Here is a 21,171-nt window from a genome sequence, read left to right as displayed (position 1 = left end):
TCCGCCGTCGGGCGGGCGGGGCGGGCCCCGGGGCCCAAGGCGGCGACGGCTTGTGTCACTTCCCTCCCGGATGCCGCATCCTTGAGGTGTGGAGTTCCTCGGGGACGAGTCGATCGAGCGGAAGGGGAGGGCGCAGGGGATGAGTTCCGGCGCACCTGCTCATAACGCTTCGGTGCACAACAGTGGACGCGATGCCACGAACGAGCGGGCGTCAAGGCACCATGGACCGATGCGCGACGACGAGACGGGGTCCCCCACGCCCGTAGGGCCGGGGGAGATCGGTGCACTCGTGCACCGTGCCGTCGAGGGCGACGAGCAGGCCACGCACGATCTCCTGGCCCGGGTCCACCCCCTCGCGCTGCGCTACTGCCGTACGCGACTGAACCGGCTTCCCGGTGATGCTCGCCACTTCGTCGAGGACCTCGCGCAGGAGGTCTGCGTCGCCGTCCTCATGGCGCTGCCGCGCTACAAGGACACCGGCCGCCCCTTCGAGGCGTTCGTCTTCGCCATCGCCGGGCACAAGGTCGCCGACCTCCAGCGGGCCGCGATGCGCCACCCCGGGTCGACCGCCGTGCCCTCGGACGAGATGCCCGAGCGGCCCGACGACTCGCTCGGCCCCGAGGAGCGCGCCCTGCTCAGCGACGACGCCGAGTGGGCCAAGCGGCTCCTGGCCAACCTCCCGGAGAACCAGCGGGAGCTCCTCGTGCTGAGGGTCGCCGTCGGGCTCACCGCCGAGGAGACCGGCCAGATGCTCGGTATGTCCCCGGGCGCGGTACGGGTCGCCCAGCACCGCGCGCTGAGCCGGCTCCGCGCCCTCGCGGAGCAGTAGCGGGCGCCCGTACGTCGTCTCGTACACGTACGAACACACAAATCTGCTGAGTGATCTTGATCGTGGAATGAGACACCCTCGCAGCCCGTTAGCATGGACATCCGCACCGATCAAGGCCATTTGGGGAAGGTGTCATGACTGCAAACGTCGACGGAGTGCCCGAGAAATTCGCGACACTCGGGCTGACCTACGACGACGTGCTGCTGCTGCCGGGCGCGTCCGACATGGCTCCCGACCAGATCGACACCTCCTCGTACATCTCCAAGAACGTGCGGGTGAACATCCCGCTGCTCTCGGCCGCCATGGACAAGGTCACCGAGTCCCGGATGGCCATCGCCATGGCCCGCCAGGGCGGCGTCGGTGTGCTGCACCGCAATCTCTCCATCGCCGACCAGGCCAACCAGGTCGACCTGGTGAAGCGCTCCGAGTCCGGCATGGTCACCGACCCGATCACGGTGAACCCGGACGCCACGCTCGCCGAGGCCGACGCGATCTGCGCCAAGTTCCGCATCAGCGGTGTCCCGGTCACCGACGCGGCAGGCAAGCTGCTCGGCATCGTCACCAACCGCGACATGGCCTTCGAGTCGGACCGCAGCCGCCAGGTGCGCGAGGTCATGACCCCGATGCCGCTGGTCACGGGCAAGGTCGGCATCTCCGGCGTGGACGCCATGGAGCTGCTGCGCCGCCACAAGATCGAGAAGCTGCCGCTGGTCGACGAGGCCGGGCTGCTCAAGGGCCTCATCACGGTCAAGGACTTCGTCAAGGCCGAGAAGTACCCGAGCGCCGCCAAGGACAAGGAAGGCCGGCTGCTCGTCGGCGCGGCCGTCGGTGTCGCCGGTGACGCCTACGAGCGGGCCCAGGCTCTGATCGAGGCGGGCGTCGACTTCATCGTCGTCGACACCGCCCACGGCCACTCCCGGCTGGTCGGCGAGATGGTCGCCAAGATCAAGTCGAATTCCGCCGTGGATGTCATCGGCGGCAATGTGGCCACCCGCGACGGCGCCCAGGCGCTGATCGACGCCGGTGTGGACGGCATCAAGGTCGGCGTCGGCCCCGGCTCCATCTGCACCACCCGCGTGGTCGCCGGCATCGGCGTCCCGCAGGTCACCGCGATCTACGAGGCCTCGCTCGCAGCCAAGGCGGCCGGTGTCCCGGTCATCGGCGACGGCGGTCTGCAGTACTCGGGCGACATCGCCAAGGCCCTGGTCGCGGGTGCCGACACGGTGATGCTCGGCTCGCTGCTCGCGGGCTGCGAGGAGTCCCCGGGCGAGCTGCTCTTCATCAACGGCAAGCAGTTCAAGTCGTACCGCGGCATGGGCTCGCTGGGCGCCATGCAGTCCCGCGGTGAGCAGCGCTCCTTCTCCAAGGACCGCTACTTCCAGGAGGGCGTCGCCTCCGACGAGAAGCTGGTTCCCGAGGGCATCGAGGGCCAGGTGCCCTTCCGCGGCCCGCTCTCCGCGGTCGTCCACCAGCTGGTCGGCGGCCTGCGCCAGTCGATGTTCTACGTCGGCGGCCGGACCGTGCCGGAGCTCCAGGACCGGGGCCGGTTCGTCCGGATCACCTCGGCGGGTCTCAAGGAGAGCCACCCGCACGACATCCAGATGACGGTCGAGGCGCCGAACTACAGCAGGAAGTAGTAAGAAGGACCCACACGCGCGTGGAGGGGCGGAACCGGGGATTCCCGGGGCCGCCCCTCCTGTGTGTGTCGGGGATACTGGTAGGCGCAGACGTAGAGGGAAAGGCCACACATCGTGACTGAGATCGAGATCGGGCGCGGCAAGCGCGGCCGCAGGGCGTACGCGTTCGACGACATCGCCGTCGTACCGAGCCGGCGCACCCGGGACCCGAAGGAGGTCTCGATCGCCTGGCAGATCGACGCCTACCGCTTCGAGCTTCCCTTCCTGGCCGCCCCCATGGACTCGGTCGTCTCGCCGCAGACCGCCATCCGCATCGGCGAGCTGGGCGGCCTGGGTGTGCTGAACCTCGAGGGCCTGTGGACCCGCTACGAGGACCCGCAGCCGCTGCTCGACGAGATCGCCGAGCTGGACGAGGCCACCGCCACCCGCCGTCTGCAGGAGATCTACGCCGCGCCGATCAAGGAAGAGCTGATCGGGCAGCGCATCAAGGAGGTGCGCGACTCCGGTGTGGTCACCGCCGCCGCGCTCTCCCCGCAGCGCACCGCGCAGTTCTCCAAGGCCGTCGTCGACGCCGGTGTGGACATCTTCGTCATCCGGGGCACGACCGTCTCCGCGGAGCACGTCTCCGGCGCCGCCGAGCCGCTGAACCTGAAGCAGTTCATCTACGAGCTCGACGTCCCGGTCATCGTCGGCGGCTGCGCCACGTACACCGCGGCCCTGCACCTGATGCGGACCGGCGCCGCGGGCGTCCTGGTCGGCTTCGGCGGCGGCGCCGCGCACACCACCCGTAACGTGCTGGGCATCCAGGTCCCGATGGCGACCGCCGTCGCCGACGTGGCCGCGGCCCGCCGTGACTACATGGACGAGTCCGGCGGCCGGTACGTGCACGTGATCGCCGACGGCGGTGTGGGCTGGTCGGGTGACCTGCCGAAGGCGATCGCCTGCGGCGCCGACGCCGTGATGATGGGCTCCCCGCTGGCCCGTGCCACGGACGCGCCCGGCAAGGGGCACCACTGGGGCATGGAGGCCGTCCACGAGGACGTGCCGCGCGGCAAGCTGGTGGACCTGGGCATCGTCGGGACCACCGAGGAGATCCTGGCCGGTCCGTCGCACAACCCGGACGGGTCGATGAACTTCTTCGGCGCGCTGCGCCGGGCGATGGCGACGACGGGCTACAGCGAGCTCAAGGAGTTCCAGCGCGTCGAGGTGACCGTCGCGGACTCGCAGCACAGCCGCTGATCTACGGCGTACGGAAAGGGCCCCGCACCGGCCGGTGCGGGGCCCTTTTCCGTGCCTGGGCGGGTCAGAGGCGGTGGGCCGCTCCCGCCGGGGTGGCGCCGCGGGTGTCGAGCAGGAGCTGCGCCTTGACCGCCAGGCCCTGGAGGTCGTACGTGCGGTGGTGCTGGAGGAGCACGGTCAGGTCGGCGTGGGCGGCGGCGTCGTAGAGGGAGTCGGCGCGCGGGACGGGGAGGTCGCGTACGCGCCAGTCCGCGACGTACGGGTCGTGGTAGCTGACCACCGCGCCCAGGTCCATCAGGCGGCGGGCGATCTCGGGGGCGGGGGAGGCCTCGCAGTCGGCGAGGTCGGGCTTGTAGGTGACGCCGAGGAGCAGTACACGCGCGCCGCGGGCCGACTTGCCGTGCTCGTTGAGGAGGGTGGCGCAGCGCTGGATGACGTAGCGCGGCATCCGTTCGTTGACCTGGCTCGCCAATTCGACCAGGCGCAGGGGCCGGTGGGCGCCGATGGTGTCGACGGGGACGCCGTGGCCGCCGACGCCGGGGCCGGGGCGGAAGGCCTGGAAGCCGAAGGGCTTGGTCTCGGCGCAGCGGATCACGTCCCAGAGGTCGACGCCCAGGTCGTGGCAGAGCACGGCCATCTCGTTGACCAGGGCGATGTTGACGTGGCGGAAGTTGGTTTCCAGGAGCTTGACCGTCTCGGCCTCGCGGGGGCCACGCGCGCGTACCACCTTGTCGGTGAGCCGGCCGTAGAAGGCGGCGGCGGATTCGGTGCAGGCCGGGGTGAGGCCGCCGATGACCTTGGGGGTGGTGGCGTAGGCGTGGCCGCGGTTCCCGGGGTCGACACGGCCGGGGGAGTACGCCAGATGGAAGTCCCGGCCGGCCCGCAGACCGGAGCCTTCCTCGACCAGGGTGCGCAGGAGGCCCTCGGTGGTGCCGGGGTGGACGGGCGATTCGAGCAGCACCGTGGTGTTCGGGCGCAGCCGGGCGGCGAGGGCGCGGGCCGCGTCGGCGACGGCGCCGAGGTCGGGTGTGCGGTCCGCGCCGAGGGGCGTGGGGGCGCAGATGACGGCGGTACGGACCCGGCCCAGCTCGGCCGGGTTGGTGGTCGGCCGGAAGCCCCCCGAGAGCATCCGGCGGATCTCCGAGGCCGTGAGGGAGCCGTCGACGGGTGGGCGCCCGGCGGCGAGCTCGGAGACGGCGCGGGGGTCGGTGTCGAAGCCGATGGTGTCGATACCGGCGGCTACGGCGGCCTGGGCGAGCGGTAGTCCGAGGTGGCCGAGGCCGATGACGGCGAGGTCGGCGGGCATATGGGGCCGTCCTTCCCTGTAGCCGGAGGGCACGAGACGCGCAAGCCCGGTGGACAGAACGAGGCGAACGCAATGTCAGACTAGGCGTAAATATGACCGATATGCGGCATTGTGGTGCCGCGAGTGCACCGAGTGTTGTCCGGTTGTGGATGTCCCCGTCACCCCCAGGGACCCGGAGATATCCACAGGCGGTGGCTGAAGTCGCTGAGCGGAGCCAGAATCGAATCTGTGAGCCCGACCCACATGGGGGACGACGGGAGGCAGCGGTGAGGACAGCGACACTGGGACCCGCGCAGCGCGCCGAGGCGCTCGCGGCCATGGCCGAGGGTGAACTGGACGTGCTGGTCGTGGGCGCCGGAGTGGTGGGCGCCGGGACCGCCCTCGACGCGGTGACGAGAGGCCTCTCGACCGGGCTCGTGGAGGCGCGCGACTGGGCGTCGGGCACGTCGAGCCGGTCGAGCAAGCTGATCCACGGCGGCCTGCGCTATCTGGAGATGCTGGACTTCGCGCTCGTACGGGAAGCGCTCAAGGAGCGCGGACTGCTGCTCGAACGGCTCGCACCCCATCTGGTGAAGCCGGTCCCCTTCCTCTACCCCTTGCAGCACAAGGGATGGGAGCGCTTCTACGCGGGATCGGGCGTCGCGCTCTACGACGCGATGTCGGTCTCCTCAGGACACGGCCGTGGCCTTCCGGTGCACCGTCACCTCACGCGCCGTCACGCCCTGCGGGTGGCGCCCTGCCTGAAGAAGGACGCGCTGGTCGGGGCGCTGCAGTACTACGACGCCCAGATGGACGACGCCCGCTTCGTCACCACGCTCGTCCGCACCGCCGCGGCCTACGGCGCCAAGGCGGCCAGCCGGGCCCGCGTGGTCGGCTTCCTGCGCGAGGGCGAACGGGTCGTCGGCGCACGGGTACGGGACGTCGAGGCGGGCGGGGAGTACGAGATCCGCGCCAAGCAGATCGTCAACGCCACCGGGGTGTGGACCGACGACACCCAGGCGATGATCGGGGAGCGGGGGCAGTTCCACGTACGGGCCTCCAAAGGCATCCATCTGGTCGTGCCCAAGGACCGGATCCACTCCACCACCGGCCTGATCCTGCGCACGGAGAAGTCCGTCCTCTTCGTCATCCCGTGGGGACGCCACTGGATCGTCGGCACCACCGACACCGACTGGGATCTCGACAAGGCCCATCCGGCGGCCTCCAGCGCCGACATCGACTACCTCCTCGAGCACGTCAACTCGGTCCTCGCGGTGCCGCTCACCCGCGACGACGTCCAGGGCGTGTACGCGGGTCTGCGCCCGCTGCTCGCCGGCGAGTCGGACGCCACCAGCAAGCTGTCCCGCGAACACACCGTGGCCCACCCGGTCCCCGGGGTCGTGGTCGTCGCCGGCGGCAAGTACACGACCTACCGCGTGATGGCCAAGGACGCCGTCGACGAGGCGGTGCACGGTCTCGACCAGCGCGTCGCGGCCTGCGTCACCGAGGACGTCCCCCTGCTCGGCGCCGAGGGCTACCACGCGCTGTGGAACGCCAGGGCCCGGATCGCCGCCCGGACCGGCCTCCATGTGGTCCGGGTGGAGCATCTGCTCAACCGCTACGGATCGATGACGGACGAACTGCTGGAGCTCATCGCCGAGGACCCCGGCCTCGGGGAGCCGCTCAGCGGCGCCGACGACTATCTGCGCGCCGAGGTCGTCTATGCCGCCTCCCACGAGGGCGCGCGCCATCTGGACGACGTCCTCACCCGGCGTACCCGGATCTCCATCGAGACGTTCGACCGGGGCACCCGGGTCGCGCGGGAGTGCGCCGAGCTGATGGCGCCGGTCCTCGGCTGGGACTCCGCGCACCTGGAGAAGGAGGTGGCCCACTACGAGAAGCGGGTCGAGGCGGAACGGGAGTCGCAGCGTCAGCCGGACGACCTGACGGCGGACGCGGCGCGACTGGGGGCGCCGGACATCGTTCCGATCTAGGTCGGTTCGAAGCGCTGGTGATCTCCGGTAGTGGTTTCTGTGCGCGGTGTCCTCCGCGCCTCGGTCGATGACGCGCGGAGGACGGGTCGGCGAGGGGTTAGTAGATGTTGATGACGGTGGTGGCCCAGGCGCTCGTGCCGACGAGTTTGGGCAGGCGGTTGGGGCTGTCGGCGGTCCATCCGGGGTAGAAGAGGAGGCAGCCGTTGGGGCAGGTGGTTGTCTTGGTGGTGCCTGCGTCGTCTACGTAGGTGATGGTGCGGTTGTCCGCCGGGGTGGTGGCCCAGATGCCTCCGGTTTCCTCGCCGGGGGTGGGCTGGAACTGGCGGTAGGTGATGGTGTGGCCGTCGTCCTCGTCGGTGAGGGTTTTCACGGTGCCGTGGATGTTGCCCGGCGAGGTCAGGCGTGGCCGGTTGGCGCTGTCCCAGCCGCTGGTCCCGTAGACCTGGTAGGGGTGCAGGAGGTAGGCGCCGTCGGTGGGCTTGCCGGCGAACAGCAGAAGCTGGCCCATGTTCGGGTTGCGGCCGACCAGGTCGGGGACGCCGTCGCCGGTCACGTCGCCGAGAGCGACGTTGGTGTAGTGGGTCCAGCCGCTGCTGTTGATCTGGGCGCGGTTGACCAGGTCGAACGGTGTGTTCTGGTCGGGTGTGCCGTCAGCGATCTGCCGTCCGCTGTAGAGCCAGAGCTTGGAGTTGGAACATGGGGCGTCGATGCATTCGATGGTGACCAGGTCGTTGCCGGGCTTGCCGTCGATGTTGCCCGAGGCGATCACTTGCCTCAGGCGGCTCCAGTCACCGTCGTAGGGGTGGACGAGTTCCTGCCGGGTGTGGACCCACGGCACGCCGAGCCCGTTGTTGGGATAGAGCCAGAGCTTGTTGTCGGGCAGGCGGACGATGTAGTCCTCGTACCCGTCGGGCGGCAGGCTTGGGTCGGTGAAGTTGGCGTAGTCGCCGCGGTGGGCGATGAGCGCGGCGCTCCAGCCGCCGTCGCCGATTTGCTGCCCTGCGCCGGCGAATCTGCCGGTGCCGTTGCCGGGATACAGGAAGAGCCTGGCCGGCTGGCTGGTGGTGATGAGGTCGGCGTAGCCGTCGCCGTTGAGGTCGCCGGCGACGTCGTGCCGGTAGCCGCCGGATCCAGGGCCGGTGCCGGGGGAGTAGACGAAGTCGTACGGCGTGGTCTTCAGGCTGACCCTGTCGAGGGTGCCGTCGACCGGCGAATGGTTGCCGGCGTCGTCGTAGGCGATGACGGTGAGCTTGCTCGCGGGGCTGCCGGTGGGGGTGACGGTGATGGTGGCTGAGTTGTCAGCGGCGGCATCCACCCACGTTCCGCGGTAGCACCGAGAGCTGGACACGGCCAGTTCGCGGTCCATGGCATAGCAGAATCCGGCGAGGTCACTCGCGGTGTGCGAGAGCTTCAGCTGCGCCGCGTGCCGGGCGGGGAACTTGACCACGTCCGTGTCCGAAGCAGGGTCCTTGCCGTCCAGGGTGCGGACCGTGACCGCCTTGTCGGGGCCGATCCGGTCGACCGTGAAGGAGCAGGCGGTGGTGACGGCGCTGGCCGTTCCTTCCTGGTCCTTTGCCTGGACCGTCCAGGAGTACTTCCCGTTGGCCAGCTGCGAGTGGGGCATGGTGACCGAGGCGGTCTTGCCGGAGGCCACCGTGGACAGTGACGGATTCGGTCCGAAGGACACGACAGCATTGTTCGCGTTGCGGACGGTGAAGTAGGCGCCGACGTTGCCACCGTCCTTGTCGGTGACCTTGGCTGTCAGAGCGAGACCGTTGTTGCCGATCACACCCCCGCAGGCGACCTGCTTGTTGTCCTCACCGCCCGGGGCCCAGGTGCCTTCGAAGGCCGCCGAAGTGTCCACGGTAGGCAGGTAGTTGTAGGTGACTTCCAGGACAGGGTTGTTGCGCAGGCGCTTGAAGCTGTCGACCCTTCCCTCGTAGCCGGAGTCCGCGCGCAGCCCCAGAGTCAGGTAACCGAGTTTGCTGGAGGCGGTCTGCTGCACGTAGTTCTTCAGGGCCGCGCTGCGGAAGTCGTGGCCCTGGACGCCGGGGCAGTAGGTGGGGTTGCCGTGGGCGAAGGAGTCGGCGTCCAGCAGGGTGTTCCAGAACGAGCTGGTGTTCTGGCTGTTCCAGGTCGGGGCGGTGTTGATGGGGTCGGTCGCCCACAGCTCGGTCGGTCCTGCCGCGGACGCGCTGCACCCCCAGGAGTGGGTCTGCTCGACGGCGAAGGTGGCGTCGAGGATGGTGGCGCCCTCCAGGCCGGTGGTGTTCATGGCGAAGAACGACCGGGTTCTGCCGGTGCCGTTGAAGCCGATGCGGGGCTCGTCGGCGGGACGGTCGGAGTTCCATCCCGATCCGTTGACGTACGAGTCCGAGGGGGTGGCCGAGTACACCACCGCCCACCGCTCCCGGTAGCCGCCGGTGAAGGCCGGGTCCACGATCAGAGGAAACTGGTCGGCCGAGGCCAGCAGCGCCGGGTCCGGTGTCAGGGTGAGGGTGCTGCCGGTGACATCGGCGCCCACCGGCGCGGTCTGCGGCTGCGGGTCCTGCTCTTCGGCCGCAACACTGCTGAAGCTGGTGAAGGCGGCCGTCTTGGCGGTGGGAGCCGGCTCGGCTTCCGCCGCAGCGGGCTGTTCCCACATCTTGGGGCGCGGCGCGCTGAAGACAACATTGCCGGCCGGGTCCCGGGCGATCAGGTTGTCGCCCGCGTCCTCGTCCAGGGTCACCCCTTCCGCCTTGACGCCGAAGGTGATGCTCTTCAGGGCCGGGTTGGCGGCGGCCTCGGCGCTGTGGATGACCAGATGTTCGGCGAACCCGTCGACCTCGGCGATCACCTTCAGGTCGACCCCCGGCAGCACCGACCGGTACAGCGCGGTGTTCTGCTCCAGGACCGGCTCCGGCAGCGCCGAGGGCCACGTCAGCGACAGCTTCTTGCCCTGCCTGTCCATGGTGGCGAGCGGACTGTTCCCGCCACCGGAGAACGTGATCGCGAAAGTCGGGGAGAGGGGAGCGACGGTGCCGTCCGGCCGCTTGGTGAGCGTCGGGTCGGTCTTGCGCCAGGTGCCTTCAAGCTTCGACCAGACGGGCGTGGCATGAGCCCGGCGGGTGGTGGTGCCGTCCGGGTTCGCGAAGACCTCCACCGTCTCCTCGCGCCGGTCGAGTATCTCCACCCGCTGACCGCTCCTGGCCGCCTCGGCGTACGCGGTCGCCTCGTAACCCTCTTTTGCAAGAGGAGAGTTGTCCTCCGCAGCGACGGACTTCTCGGGAAAGGCGAGGGAGTTCGCGGCAGTCAGCGGAAGGGCCAGTGCGAGCAGGAAAAGAAGAGAACGTGATCTTCGGTGCCTGAGGTTGGGACGTTTCATGGAGATTCCTTTCCAGGGCGTGACTGCGCTGGATGGGAAGCCGCAGAGTGGAAACATCACGCCCAACGGCCCGCGACTCTATCCAGACTGCCCCCGGGGTGCCGAACCCCTCGCAGCCGCACGCCGCCGAATCCATGCGCCCAAGGAGCGCTCAGCGACCGGGAAACGAGATCCGGAGTGGTGAATTCCGGTTCTGGCAGCGACCACGATGCTGATCAGGTTTGGTCTGATTAAGAAGCAAACCTGCTGGTAGGAGCGTCACGACCCATAGATCCCGCATGTACGCTTCAAGGCCGTCGTGAGCCCTGGAAAATGAGTCACCATCAAGCGATTGGTTGCCACAAGTACCCCTGACGATGTTGGATGCGGGAGTTCTTCTGCTTAGTTGGCTTCATCGGGGTGGGGTTTTCAATGTCGTTGCGCCGTGGCTTCGCCATGCCGTTTTCCAAGCGACCCGGTAGACAGGCAGGGGCACACCTGCGCACCGGTCTCACCGGAGCCATATCCATGGCACTCGGCATTTCCCTCCTGACAGCGCCCGCCTGGGCAGCACCCAACCCCGGATTCACAGTCCGCGACGTACCAAAGACCCCTTCGGTCAACGGCACAGACCTGCCGCGGTCCACCCAATCCGCCCCGCAGCCCACGCCCCAGCGGTGGACGCCGCCCCCCACCACCTGGCCGACGGCAGGCCAGGCCGACGTCACCCTCACCGGCACCACAGCCGCAAAGGCGCTCCACACGATCGGCGGGCTGCCGGTCCGCATCGGCACAGCCCCGACGGCGGCACCGAAGGCGGCAGCACCCGCGGCCAAACCCGCAGCCGACCACCTGCGCGTCACCCTCAAGGACCGCAAGACCGCGCAGAAGGCGGGCGTCGAAGGCCTCCTTCTGTCGGTGCAGCGCACCAAGGCCCAGGCCACAACCGGCCGCGCCGAACTCGAGATCGACTACAGCCGAATCCGCGGCGCCTACGGTGCCGGCTGGTCCTCCCGCCTGAAGCTGGTCACCCTGCCCGCCTGCGCCCTGACCACCCCCGCCAAGGCCGAGTGCCGCACGCGCACCCTGCTGCCGACGAAGAACAACACCAGCAAGCACACGCTCACTGCCACCGTCCCCCTGGCACAACCGACGGCCACGGGCACGGCCACGACCGCTGGCGCCGCAGCCATGGCCGCCGCGCCCACTGCCGCGCCCACCGGCGCGACCGTCCTCGCGGCGACCGCAGGCACCGACGGAGCGGAAGGCTCGTTCAAGGCGACCTCACTCTCCCCCTCCGGCTCCTGGTCGGCGGGCGGCAACTCCGGCGGCTTCGGCTGGAGCGTGCCCATCGACATCCCTGCAGCGCCCGGTGGTCTGACCCCCAAGGTCCAGCTCTCCTACAACTCCTCAGCCGTGGACGGACGCACGGCCTCCACGAACAACCAGCCCTCCTGGATCGGCGAAGGCTGGGAGTACTCGCCCGGCTTCATCGAGCGCCGCTATGCCTCGTGCGAGAACGACAAGCAGGGCGGCAACAACACCGAGAAGACCGGCGACCTGTGCTGGAAGTCCGAGAACGCCGTCCTCTCCCTCAACGGCTCCTCCAACGAGCTGGTCTGGGACGCGGGTAAGGGCACGTGGAAGCTCGCGAATGACGACGGCTCGCGCGTCGAGCGCATCTACGACACGAGCCCGAACAACTCCGGTGACGAGGACTCCGAGTACTGGCGGGTGACCACCCTCGACGGCACCCAGTACTGGTTCGGCAAGAACCGTCTGCCGGGCTGGAGCACCGGCAAGGACGAGACGGACTCCGTCTACACCGTCCCCGTCTTCGGCAACCACTCCGGCGAGCAGGGCCACGAGTCCACCTTCGCCGCCTCCGCCGAGCAGCAGGGCTGGCGCTGGAACCTCGACTACGTCGTCGACCCGCACGGCAACGCCATGGCCCTCTACTACGCCAAGGGCGCCGGCTACTACGCGAAGAACAAGAAGTTCGACGCCCCGGTGGCCTACACCCGCGGCGGCTACCTCGCCAAGATCGACTACGGCCTGCGCGCGGGCGCGGTGTACTCCACCGCCCTCCCGGCCGGCCGGGTCACCTTCGGCGTGTCCGACCGCTGCCTGTCGGACTGCACCTTCGACGCGGCCCACGCCGCCAGCTGGCCCGACACACCGGTCGACCTCATCTGCAAGGTCGCGACCGAGTGCCTTCAGGCGTCTCCCTCGTTCTGGGACCGCAAGCGGCTGACCAGCATCAACACCTACTCGCTCGTCGGCACCGCACTGCAGCCGGTCGACACCTGGACCCTCACCCAGTCCTTCCCCGCCACCGGAGACACCTCCACCCCCTCCCTGTGGCTGGACTCCATCCAGCGCACCGGCAAGGCCGGCACGGTCGCTGACATCACCCTGCCCAAGACCGTCTTCGGCGGCGAGATGATGGCGAACCGGGTCGACGCCGCCGAGGGCCGCCCGCCGCTGTACAAGAAGCGCATCACGCAGGTCACCAACGAAACCGGTGGCCAGACCCTGGTCACCTACACCCCCGCCGAGTGCACCCCGACCGCGCTGCCGGCCGCCGACACCAACACCAAGCGCTGCTACCCGTCCTGGTGGACACCGGACGGCGCCGTCGACCCGGTCAAGGACTGGTTCCACAAATACCTCGTCAACCGCATCGTCGAGGACGACACCACCGCCGGCACCGGCTCGGAGTCCAAGACGACGACCTACGAGTACGTCAACGGACCCCACTGGCGCCGCGACACCAGTGAGTTCACCCTCGACAAGCACCGCTCCTGGAGCGACTTCCGCGGCTACGGCACCGTCCGTACCTACGTCGGCACCGTCAACCGGGTCAAGACCTCCAGCACCTACTTCCTCGGCATGGCAGGCGACACCCTCGCCGACGGCACCGCCCGCACCGTCGCCAAAATCAACGGCATCACCGACCGCGAGGACTTCGCCGGCCGCAAGGCAGGCGACTGGACCTACGACAAGGACGGCACCGGCGGCAAGGTCGTCGAGAAGACCCTCTACACCCCCTGGGAGTCGGCCGCCACCGCCACCCAGACGGTCAAGGGCATCACCGACCCGGACAAGCCCACCACCCCGGCGCCGACCCTCCCGGCCAAGACCGCCCAATACTCCGGCACGGTCAAGGAAACCGACCAGACCCTCCTCGACGACGGCACCTGGCGCACCCTCACCACCCGCCGCGGCTACGACACCACCTACGGCCTGCTCACCAGCGCAGGCGACGACGGCGCCGGCGAGGTGGAGGCGCAGTGCACCCGCACCAGCTACGTCACTCCCGACACCACCAACTGGCTCATCGCCTACCCGGACGAGGTCACCACCAGCAGCCACACGGCCTGCGAGACCGCCCCCGCGAACACCGCGATCACCGGCAAGGCCCGCACCTTCTACGACAACAAGGCCGCCGGCGCCGCCCCCGCAGTAGGCAAGGCCCACGTCACCAAGACGCAGCAGGCAGCCCGGTTCGGCCTCGACGGCGCACCGGTGTGGGAAACGCTGGCCGAGACCACTCACGACCAGTACGGCCGCGCACTCACCGTCAAGGGCCAGGACGGCCAGACCAGCACCACCGCCTACACCCCCACCACTGGCGCACAGCCCACCAAGGTCACCGTCACCAACCCCAAGGGGTACGCCAGCAGCAGCACCTTCGACGGCATGCGCGGGCTCACCCTGACCGCGACCGACGCCAACGGCTGTACCACCACCAGCGCCTATGACGCGCTCGGCCGCCTCACCCAGGGCTGGCGCGCTGGCCGCGCCACCACCGACGAACCCAACGTCACCCACACCTACAACCTCTCCGCGACCGCGCCGTCGACCGTGACGACGAAGGCGCTGCACGAGAACGGCACCTGGCGCACCTCCGTCACCCTCTACGACTCACTTCTGCGAGCCCGCCAGACCCAGACCGACGCCATCAGCACCGCCGGCCGCGTCATCACCGACTCCTTCTACGACACCCACGGCCGCGCCTTCCGCACCAACGCTCCGTACTTCAACAGCAACCCCGTCTCCCAGACCATCCTCTCGGTCACCGACAACCAGATCCCGAGCGCCACACTCACCGAATACGACAACCGCGGCCGCACCGCCGCCGCCATCACGCTCTCCCTGAACGTCGAGAAGTGGCGCACCACCCACACCTACGGCCCCACCTGGACGGCCAGTGTGCCCCCGGCGGGCGGCACCGCCACCCTCACCGTCAGCGACGTCCGCGGCCGCATCGCCGAAACGCGCCAGTACAAGGACCGCAACCCCCTCATCGGCGCCGCGGCCACCCAGTACGAGGCCACCACCCGCACCTACGACAGTGCCGGCCGCCTCGCCAAACTCACCGACGCCTCCAAGCACAACTCCTGGACCTACACCTACGACCTCCGCGGCCGCCAGACCAGCACGACAGACCCGGACAAGGGCACGGTCGCAACGGCGTACGGCACGGACGGACGGATCCAGACCGTCAAGGACGACCGCGACGTCACCCTGGCCACCACCTACGACGAGCTGGGCCGCAAGACCAGCCTGCGCAAGGACTCCGTCACCGGCACCAAGCTGGCCGAATGGACCTACGACACCGCCACCGGCGGCAAGGGCATGCCCGCCAGCTCCATCCGGTACGACAACTCCGTCACACCGGCAGCCGCGTACACCACCGCCGTGACCGGCTACGACACCGCCGGACGGCCCACCGGCACCACGGTCACCGTCCCCTCCGTCACCGGCGAAGAAGAACTCGCCGGCACCTACACGGTCGCCACCACCGCCACCGCGGTCAACGGCCTGCCCAGCACCGCCACCTACACCACGGGCAACACCCACGCCACCACCGCTCTGCCCCAGGAGACGGTCACCAGCCAGTACGGCGCCCAGGACCAGCTGTCCATCGTCAGCGGCACCAACACTGCGGGGACCATCGCCCAGGTCTACCTGCGCGGCGCCGCCTACAGTCCCTTCGGCGAACTCGAGCAGGCCCATCTCGGCAACCTCGGCAAGCGGGTCATCCAGACCCTCACCTACGAGTCCTCCACCCGCCGCCTTATGGGTGTCGACGTCGACCGTGAGGCAGCCGGTCCTTCCCTCCTGTCACGTCTGGCCTACACCTACGACCCGGCGGGCAACATCACCCGGATCCGGGACGCCCAGAACGACGCCACCACCGTCGACGACCAGTGCTTCAGCTACGACTGGGCCCGCCGCATGACCGAGGCCTGGACCACCGGTGACGCCTGCGCCACCAAGCCCGTGGACGGCACCGGCACCCCGAACCTCGGCGGCGTCGACCCGTACTGGACCAGCTGGACCTTCACCGACACCGGCCAGCGCAAGACGGAAACCCAGCACAAGGCCGGCCCCGTCACCGCCGACACCACCCGCACCTACACCTACCCCACCACGGAGGGAGCGGCGCAGGCGCACGGCGTCCGCAGCGTCACCGCAACCGGCGGCGCCACCGGCAAAGACACCTACGCCTACGACGTCACCGGCAACCTCACCCTCAAGGACACCGCCTCCGGCCCGGCCCAGACCCTGACCTGGAACGACGAAGGCAAGCTCGCCAGCTCCACCGTCTCCGGCGCCACCACGAGCTTCCTGTACGACGCCGAGGGCACCCGCATCCTCAAGCGGGACCCGGACAAGACCACCCTTTACCTGCCCGGTGGCCAGGAACTCGCCCTGACCAAGGCAACCAATGTCCTGGAAGGCACCCGCTACTACACGGTCCCCGGCGGCTCGGCGATCCGCACCAGCAACGACGGCAAGGTCCGCCTGCTGGTAGCCGACCACCACAACACCAACGTCCTTTCCGTCAGCGCCACCACCCTCACCTTCAACCGCCGCAAGACGCTGCCGTACGGCGCCCCCCGCGGCGCGGCCCCGGCCTTCTGGCCCGGCCACAAGGGCTTCGTCGGCGGCGACATCGACCCCACCACCAGTTTCACCCACATCGGCGCCCGCGAATACGACCCCACCCTGGGCCAGTTCATCAGCGCCGACCCCCTCCTCGAAATCGACAAGCCCCAAACCCTCAACGGCTACAGCTACGCAGCCCAAAACCCCGTCACCTTCAGCGACCCCACCGGCCTCGGCCTCGACGACGGCACCGGCCGCACAGAGCGTCCGGGTAAGAAGACTGGCGAGGGAAGCGGCAAGCCCAGGGGCGGAGTAAACGAGTCTCCTTCAAAGCAGCAGGGCCGGTCGGGTGCCGAAATTGCAGCGGACAAGACCAGGCACGACGCTGCAGTCACGGCTGTGGCCGCTTTCCTACGTGCCCAGTGGGCGCACAACCCCGAAGTGCAGGTGCACACCGAATACTGGATACCAGGTGCGCAGCGTGAGAACGGCAAGGGAGGCTGGGCCGACATCGTCATGGTCTTTGAGGATGACATATATGTCTGGGAGATGAAGTCCGCCATTCAAGCCGAGACCGATGGACCAGCGACACTGGATCGCTATATTAATGCCTTGAATAAGATAGAGCAGAAGAAACCATTTGGTCGGTCCGTGCACCGAGGCTGGGAACTTCCGCAAGTGGCGACAGTGGACCCGCTGAACGCTCGAAATCAGCTGGTCGCGCAATCAACTCGAACACGCCCGGCTTCTGTGCGAACAGGCAGCAAGTATAAAGGGGTGGTCGGCTGGTGGACGCGTAGGCAATTGCCGAGAGGGAGATCTCCGGAGGGGATGGAGCCGGTAACTGTGCCTGCACCGCTTACAGTTCAGGCTTGGCAGCCGACGCCGCAACAGCAGCGCGATGTTGCACTGGGTGCCATTACGGCGGGAGTAATCTATGTACTCGGCAGGATGCTGACCGATCCTACTGGTCTGTCAGGTTAACCCTGAATTACAGAAATGCGCGATGAAAACGACCGCCTGAAAACGGATTTATCGCGGTCGAGCACTTCAAAGGGCCGCCCCTAAGCTTCCGGATTGCCCTAGCGGACTGGGAATCTGGATCTATCGGAGTTGAGTTGAATGTTCCAGGCTAGCCTGCCCTGCGGTATGGCTCGCGGCAGCCACTCACGGTGGCGGGCCAGCATGCTGATCATGGCGCGGTAGCCGACGTCGGCCTCATGCGCAGCCCTGGGCTGAACTTGCGCGGAAGCATGGAGTGGTAGCCGCCCGTGCCTGCCAGTTCCAATCAGAAGATTTTGCGCCATGCGCTTCACGGCCTCGAAGAGAGCTTTTACTATCATTCGAGATGGGCGTGTTCCCGGTGATAGGTGCGGGGCAGGGTGTTCATGAGTTTGTTCGATTTCCCGCCCGCGCTCAGTGAAACTCTGGAGTTCTAGATGGACGTCTTCTCTTCAATTAATTCCGGCCTTAGTCACGGCCTTGTCGCCGAATTCACAGTGTACGGTGAAGAGGGGGGGTATTTGGAGGCGGCTGCGTTCGCGTGGCTCACTGAAGGATTCCGAGCTTCGGTCGCAATAGAGGGTGAGGGTGATCCCCCTTCGGATCTCCTCTCTGCAGCTGGATTCCGGCCCAGGGGGAAGGGGGCTTCGCCCGGTGGCGGCGGGGCGCTATGGGGGCGCTTGACTGTCTCCCCTGCGGGAACATTTGAGGTGCTTAGTAAACCCTATTCTCAGAAATTTCTGCCTTGGCTTGAGCGTTGCATCGATGGGCGTCCGGAATCGGTCATTGCGGAAATAGGAGAGTTTTCGGAGCGTGGTGAGGTCGGGAACTCGGACCTGCGTTTCTCGGTGTCCTTCGACGAGGAGCTGCCGAGTTATGTGAAATTGAGGTATCACGTCGACGATGCGATGCTGACTGGCCCGGAAACCGCTAGGGTTGAGCATGCGCGCCTACTTGCGGCATCTAACTGGGTGTGCAGTAAATATGACGTAGTGTTCGGCCACTTGTCTTACGATCACGCGGGTGGAGCCACCGAGCTCGAACGCTACTTGCGGGGGCCTGCCCGCGTTCCGACGCTAAATACTCCCCGGTGGCGCGAGTGTCTTAGGGGCTACTCATGGCTGATGACGATTCCTGGAGAGGTGGTGCGCGCCTTGGGCGGTGTGAATGTTTTGCGAGATTCGGGCGCATTCTGGGTGATCTCTCCACTGCCGAACGGATCAATCATGCTTCAAGCTACACCTACATTCAACGAGTACCAAGGAGAGGCGGTGAAGAGTGTTCTCCGTGCTGTGCGAGATGTGCTCATTACCGGCGAATTCCGGCCTCCTGCCCCTGCTCCTGGGCAGCCGCCGACGCACATGGTGATTTTCGGCGAGTGACTCATCTTGCCGTTGGGGCCGCCCCGCCACACTCGGCTATTGATCAGAAACTCATGGGGTTCTCGTCCAGGACGTAGCGGACGTGTGGGCCGCCGAAGTAGCCCGGACGATGTGCGGCTGGCGCTGGCGCTGGTGTCGGCGGAAGAGGCGGCGGGTTTCGGCGGCGAGTTCGGCTTGATCGCGGGCTTGGTGCTGCAGGGGCAGGCTGTGCTTGAGGTCGGCGTTTACCAGCTCGTCGGGGTTCAGCTCGGGCGAGTACGGCGGCAGGAAGTGCAGTTCGACGTCGTCGGGGTGTGCGGCGAGCCAGTCGCGCACCTTCCTGGACCGGGGGGCGGAGTGTCCGTCGACGACGAGGTGGACCTTGTGGTCGAAGTGACCGGCGAGCCGGTCCAGGAAGCGGCACATCACCTCCGCGGTGAAGCTCTCGGTGAAGACCATGAAGTGCATCCGGCCCTTGGTGCTGATCGCCGACATCGCGTTCACGGAGAAGCGGTTCCCGCTCCGCCGCACGACGGGCGTCTTCCCCTTCTCTCCCCAGGTGCGGCCGGTGACCTGGCCGGATGGGATGCCGACCTGGTCGGCGAAGAGGATCTCACCGCCTTCGGCCTTCGCCTTCGCGCGGATCTTCGGCCAGGTCTCCTGGTGCCAGCGGCGCACGGCCTCGGGGTCCTGTTCGACGGCCCGTTTGTCCGGGCGCTGGAAGGACAGCCCCCACCGCTTCAGGTACTTGCCCACCCCCGGTTCGGTCATCCGCACCCGGTACAGCTTCGCGATCAGGTCACCGATCAGCCGCTGCGTCCACAGCTGCCCGCTCAAGCCCACGTCACAGGGGCGGTGGTCGAGGACCGCCTGCCGTACGGCGGCCTGCTCGGCCTCCCCGAGCATCTGGTGCACCCCGACCGGCTTGCCCCGCGGCTGCATGACCAGCGCCTCTCGCCCGCCGGCCTGCCACTTCGCCCACCAGATGTCGACGGCCTTCAGTGACACGCCGAAGACTGCCGCCACGTCTTCACGGTTCCGGCCCGCCACCAACGCGGCCACCGCCCGCAGCCGCAGGGCCTCCTGCGCCGACGGCGACAGATGCCGCGCGTCCCCCACCAGATCGCTCACACCCCGCCAACGACCCAGAACCCAAACCGTTTCGGATCAATAGATCTCGAAGTTGGGCCACTCCCGGAGGGCCTGCTGGGAGCGGCATGCGACAAGCCGCCGGCAGGTCCGGTTGGCGCTCGCCGACCGGATCGCGGTGTTCACGGACACTGAGAACGGCCGCGCTGAGCGCGGCTGGTCAAGTCCCCCAACCACGCCCGGGGAGCGGTGGGGCCGTACAGCCCCCACGAAGTGGCTGCCCAGAACGTTCGTCTCACGGCCCTACTACAGGGGGCCCCGGCGCCTCCAGGAAGGGCTTCCGGTCTCCCGTAGGCGTGTGGCCCTGTGCCTGGCAGAATGTGGGAGTGCACGTAGTCAGAGTTGCAGGCTGTTTTTGCCTGCTGTTTTTGCTCGTAGGCTGTGGTGGATCGGGGATTTCTGCCCGACCTCACGGCGGACACGAGCATCTGGAGGCGACGGCTTCGATGGACCCGAGCTCTATCACTGTTCTGGTGACCTTCGTCGGTGGCCCGGCCGACGGCCGGACTGAGCATCTGCCGGTGTCCGAGGCGACGGGCAGGATCACTGTCGCTGGTGTGGTCTATCAGAGCAACCCAGGCCCGCCGCCGGAGGTGAAGGACACTCCCAAGGGTCTGGCCCAGGTGATGCGGCCTGTCTGAGGCAACTCAGATGGTGCTTTCGGGCTGGGTGGTTGCTGACGGATATTCCTTCCGGCGCCGCCGATACCTGACCCGATTCGTCAGTGGTGATGGGGTCTTGGTGAGGTGATCGGTTCACCCTGGTTTGTCCTCGTGGAGAGGTCTGGGTGCGTCACGTGTCGCTGCGGCTGCGCCGGGTTCCAAGGGCGCGGGGTGGTGATGCCCCCCGTTCTGGTCTTCGTCGGGGCGGGGGCCGGCAGTCAGGTGATGGTTGGGAGGCTGGAGATCCTGCTCCAGGCGGTGGTGAACGCGCTTGCCCAGGGCCAGGTGGCCTCGACTCGGAGCCATCGGCGCCGGGCATGCCGGGCCAGGCGGGCGGGCAGGTGAGTAGAGCCGGAACCGCATGGTGCCCGGTTCGGCGTCGGTAAGGAAGGAATTAATTAAGCAGGAGTTAGAGGTCCTAACATAATGAGGTAGTCACCAGCAGGCGACGCACTGGGTGAGGTCTTCCGACAGGAAGAGCGTGAAACGTCTCTGCGATCCGGTGACGGTCGCCATGTAGACCCGAGCTGTTCCTGCGGCTTGGAGTCCGGCGATGGCTTCGGCAAGTCCGGGCCGAGGTGTGACGCCCGTGTCGAGCATGACTTCGTGCCGCCACGACCAGATGTCCCAGAGCTGAAGTTCCCCCTTGAGCCTGGACAGCGGGTGGTTACGCTGCGGGGGTGAGGTCTTGCGCCGTCAGCGCCCTGGTTTCAACGGGGGTGACGTACCCGTAGACGGGATGCTTGCGCAGGCGGGTGCGGTTGTACTCGAC

The 21,171-nt window shown here is 68.0% G+C and carries 10 protein-coding genes; 7 read left to right on the top strand and 3 right to left on the bottom strand.

Going from position 1 to position 21,171, the window contains the following annotated elements:
- Window positions 1-229 precede the first annotated feature (229 nt).
- The 3 genes from IEZ01_RS31080 to IEZ01_RS31070 all read left to right on the top strand — a co-directional run bounded on the left by IEZ01_RS31080 (window position 230) and on the right by IEZ01_RS31070 (window position 3,705).
- Window positions 230-829, top strand: a complete 600-nt coding sequence (locus IEZ01_RS31080) for a sigma-70 family RNA polymerase sigma factor (protein ID WP_019888829.1) — start codon at window positions 230-232, stop codon at window positions 827-829.
- A gap of 134 nt (window positions 830-963) precedes the next feature.
- On the top strand, window positions 964-2,466 hold the full coding sequence (gene guaB / locus IEZ01_RS31075) for an IMP dehydrogenase (RefSeq protein ID WP_028797857.1): 1,503 nt from the start codon (window positions 964-966) through the stop codon (window positions 2,464-2,466).
- Window positions 2,467-2,580: 114 nt separating this feature from the next.
- Window positions 2,581-3,705 (top strand): GuaB3 family IMP dehydrogenase-related protein, encoded by a 1,125-nt coding sequence (locus IEZ01_RS31070; RefSeq protein ID WP_019888831.1) that lies wholly within the window; start codon window positions 2,581-2,583, stop codon window positions 3,703-3,705.
- 64 nt (window positions 3,706-3,769) lie between these two features.
- Here the strand turns inward: IEZ01_RS31070 and IEZ01_RS31065 are convergent, their stop codons facing one another.
- Window positions 3,770-5,011: a nucleotide sugar dehydrogenase gene (locus tag IEZ01_RS31065; RefSeq protein WP_189205040.1), complete on the bottom strand. Its 1,242-nt coding sequence runs from the start codon at window positions 5,009-5,011 to the stop codon at window positions 3,770-3,772.
- Window positions 5,012-5,277: 266 nt separating this feature from the next.
- Between IEZ01_RS31065 and IEZ01_RS31060 the strand changes: the two genes are divergently transcribed.
- Window positions 5,278-6,984 (top strand): glycerol-3-phosphate dehydrogenase/oxidase, encoded by a 1,707-nt coding sequence (locus tag IEZ01_RS31060; RefSeq protein WP_028797858.1) that lies wholly within the window; start codon window positions 5,278-5,280, stop codon window positions 6,982-6,984.
- Between the two features lie 97 nt (window positions 6,985-7,081).
- On the opposite strand, the gene IEZ01_RS31055 is transcribed toward IEZ01_RS31060, so the two are convergent.
- Window positions 7,082-10,348 carry an FG-GAP repeat domain-containing protein gene (locus IEZ01_RS31055; protein ID WP_158685701.1) on the bottom strand — a complete coding sequence of 1,089 codons (3,267 nt, stop codon included), beginning with the start codon at window positions 10,346-10,348 and terminating at the stop codon, window positions 7,082-7,084.
- 507 nt (window positions 10,349-10,855) lie between these two features.
- Here IEZ01_RS31055 and IEZ01_RS35770 point away from each other — a divergent pair.
- Both IEZ01_RS35770 and IEZ01_RS31045 read left to right on the top strand, forming a co-directional pair.
- Window positions 10,856-17,209, top strand: coding sequence for an RHS repeat domain-containing protein (locus tag IEZ01_RS35770; RefSeq protein ID WP_189205031.1), 6,354 nt, complete (start codon window positions 10,856-10,858; stop codon window positions 17,207-17,209).
- A gap of 455 nt (window positions 17,210-17,664) precedes the next feature.
- Window positions 17,665-18,609, top strand: a complete 945-nt coding sequence (locus IEZ01_RS31045) for a hypothetical protein (protein WP_158685702.1) — start codon at window positions 17,665-17,667, stop codon at window positions 18,607-18,609.
- 51 nt (window positions 18,610-18,660) lie between these two features.
- On the opposite strand, the gene IEZ01_RS31040 is transcribed toward IEZ01_RS31045, so the two are convergent.
- Complete coding sequence (locus tag IEZ01_RS31040; protein WP_229833303.1) at window positions 18,661-19,719, bottom strand: IS630 family transposase; 1,059 nt, start codon at window positions 19,717-19,719, stop codon at window positions 18,661-18,663.
- 491 nt (window positions 19,720-20,210) lie between these two features.
- Here IEZ01_RS31040 and IEZ01_RS31035 point away from each other — a divergent pair, with 491 nt between their 5' ends.
- Entirely contained in the window at window positions 20,211-20,378 is a 168-nt protein-coding gene (locus tag IEZ01_RS31035) for a hypothetical protein (RefSeq protein ID WP_229833302.1), read from the top strand.
- The last annotated feature ends 793 nt before the right edge of the window (window positions 20,379-21,171 follow it).

The sequence above is a fragment of the Streptomyces purpureus genome (genome assembly GCF_014648195.1).
GTDB classification, from domain to species: Bacteria; Actinomycetota; Actinomycetes; order Streptomycetales; family Streptomycetaceae; genus Streptomyces; species Streptomyces purpureus.
This window is presented reverse-complemented; position numbering and strand designations above follow the sequence as displayed.

What these genes read in the sequence shown, in the direction of transcription:
- IEZ01_RS31080 (WP_019888829.1), top strand. Translation starts at nt 230, where the DNA reads ATGCGCGACGACGAGACGGGGTCCCCCACGCCCGTAGGGCCGGGGGAG.
- guaB (WP_028797857.1), top strand. Translation starts at nt 964, where the DNA reads ATGACTGCAAACGTCGACGGAGTGCCCGAGAAATTCGCGACACTCGGG.
- IEZ01_RS31065 (WP_189205040.1), bottom strand. Translation starts at nt 5,011, where the DNA reads ATGCCCGCCGACCTCGCCGTCATCGGCCTCGGCCACCTCGGACTACCG.
- IEZ01_RS31055 (WP_158685701.1), bottom strand. Translation starts at nt 10,348, where the DNA reads ATGAAACGTCCCAACCTCAGGCACCGAAGATCACGTTCTCTTCTTTTC.
- IEZ01_RS35770 (WP_189205031.1), top strand. Translation starts at nt 10,856, where the DNA reads ATGGCACTCGGCATTTCCCTCCTGACAGCGCCCGCCTGGGCAGCACCC.
- IEZ01_RS31045 (WP_158685702.1), top strand. Translation starts at nt 17,665, where the DNA reads ATGGACGTCTTCTCTTCAATTAATTCCGGCCTTAGTCACGGCCTTGTC.